At 74.5% G+C, this 893-nt stretch carries 2 protein-coding genes; both read left to right on the plus strand.

Going from position 1 to position 893, the window contains the following annotated elements:
• A partial coding sequence (locus C2142_RS41260) for a CBS domain-containing protein (RefSeq protein ID WP_241003055.1) occupies nucleotides 1-560 on the plus strand: 560 nt, incomplete at its 5' end.
• On the plus strand, nucleotides 557-893 hold a 337-nt coding region (locus tag C2142_RS37250), incomplete at its 3' end, for a divalent metal cation transporter (RefSeq protein WP_206671110.1). The genes C2142_RS41260 and C2142_RS37250, both read left to right, overlap by 4 nt.

The following is an 893-nucleotide window of genomic DNA, read 5'->3' on the forward strand; positions in this document are numbered from 1 at the left end:
CGCCCGCCTGCGAGATGGAACCGGACGAGGCCGCCGACGCCCTCCGCGACCTCGACCCGGGCGAGCGCGAAGCCCTGCTGACCCGCATGCCTGCCGACGAGGCAGCCGAACTGCGCACCCTGCTCACCCACCGCGAGGGCACGGCCGGCGGCGCGATGACCACCGTGCTGGTGACCGCCCGCCCCGACCAGACGATCGCCCAGGTGCGGGCGGAGCTGGCCGCGCAGGCCGAGCACCGCACCGAGATCGACGCGGTCGCGGTCGTGGACAAGGATGGCCGCCTGGCCGGTGACGTCCCGCTGTTCGACCTGGCGGTGGCAGACGACACCGCGCTGGTCGGCGACCTGGTGGAATGGCTGGCACAGTTCGCCCCGCCGGTCACCGTGCGCCCGGACTCCCGCCTCGCCGAGGCCGCCGACCTTCTGGTCGCCGCCCGCGCCAGCTCCCTTCTTGTGGTCGACGACGCCGGCCGCCCGCTCGGCCGGATCCTCGCCGACGACATCCTCGACGCCCTGCTGCCCGAGCGCGGCCGCCTGCACTTCCGGAGGCTCCTCAAGTGACCCGCGACCTCAACACCCCTACCGCGCCCCTCACGACCGCCTCCCCTGCCGCGGTGCTCCCGGATCCCGCCGCACCTGCCACCCGCCGTCGGGGCCGGCGCCGCATCACGGCCGTCGCGCTGATCGCCGGCCCCGGACTGGTCGCCGCCAACGCCGGCAACGACGCCGCCGGCATCGCCACCTACGCCAGCGCCGGCTCCCAGTTCACCTACGGCACGCTGTTCTTCATGGTGCTGGTCACCATCGCCCTGGTCATGGTGCAGGAGATGGCGGTCAGGCTCGGCGCCCACACCGGCAAGGGCCTCGGCGCGCTGATCCGCGAGCAGTTCAGCC

This window comes from Streptomyces sp. CB01881, assembly GCF_002953255.1.
In the GTDB taxonomy this organism is placed as follows: Bacteria; Actinomycetota; Actinomycetes; order Streptomycetales; family Streptomycetaceae; genus Kitasatospora.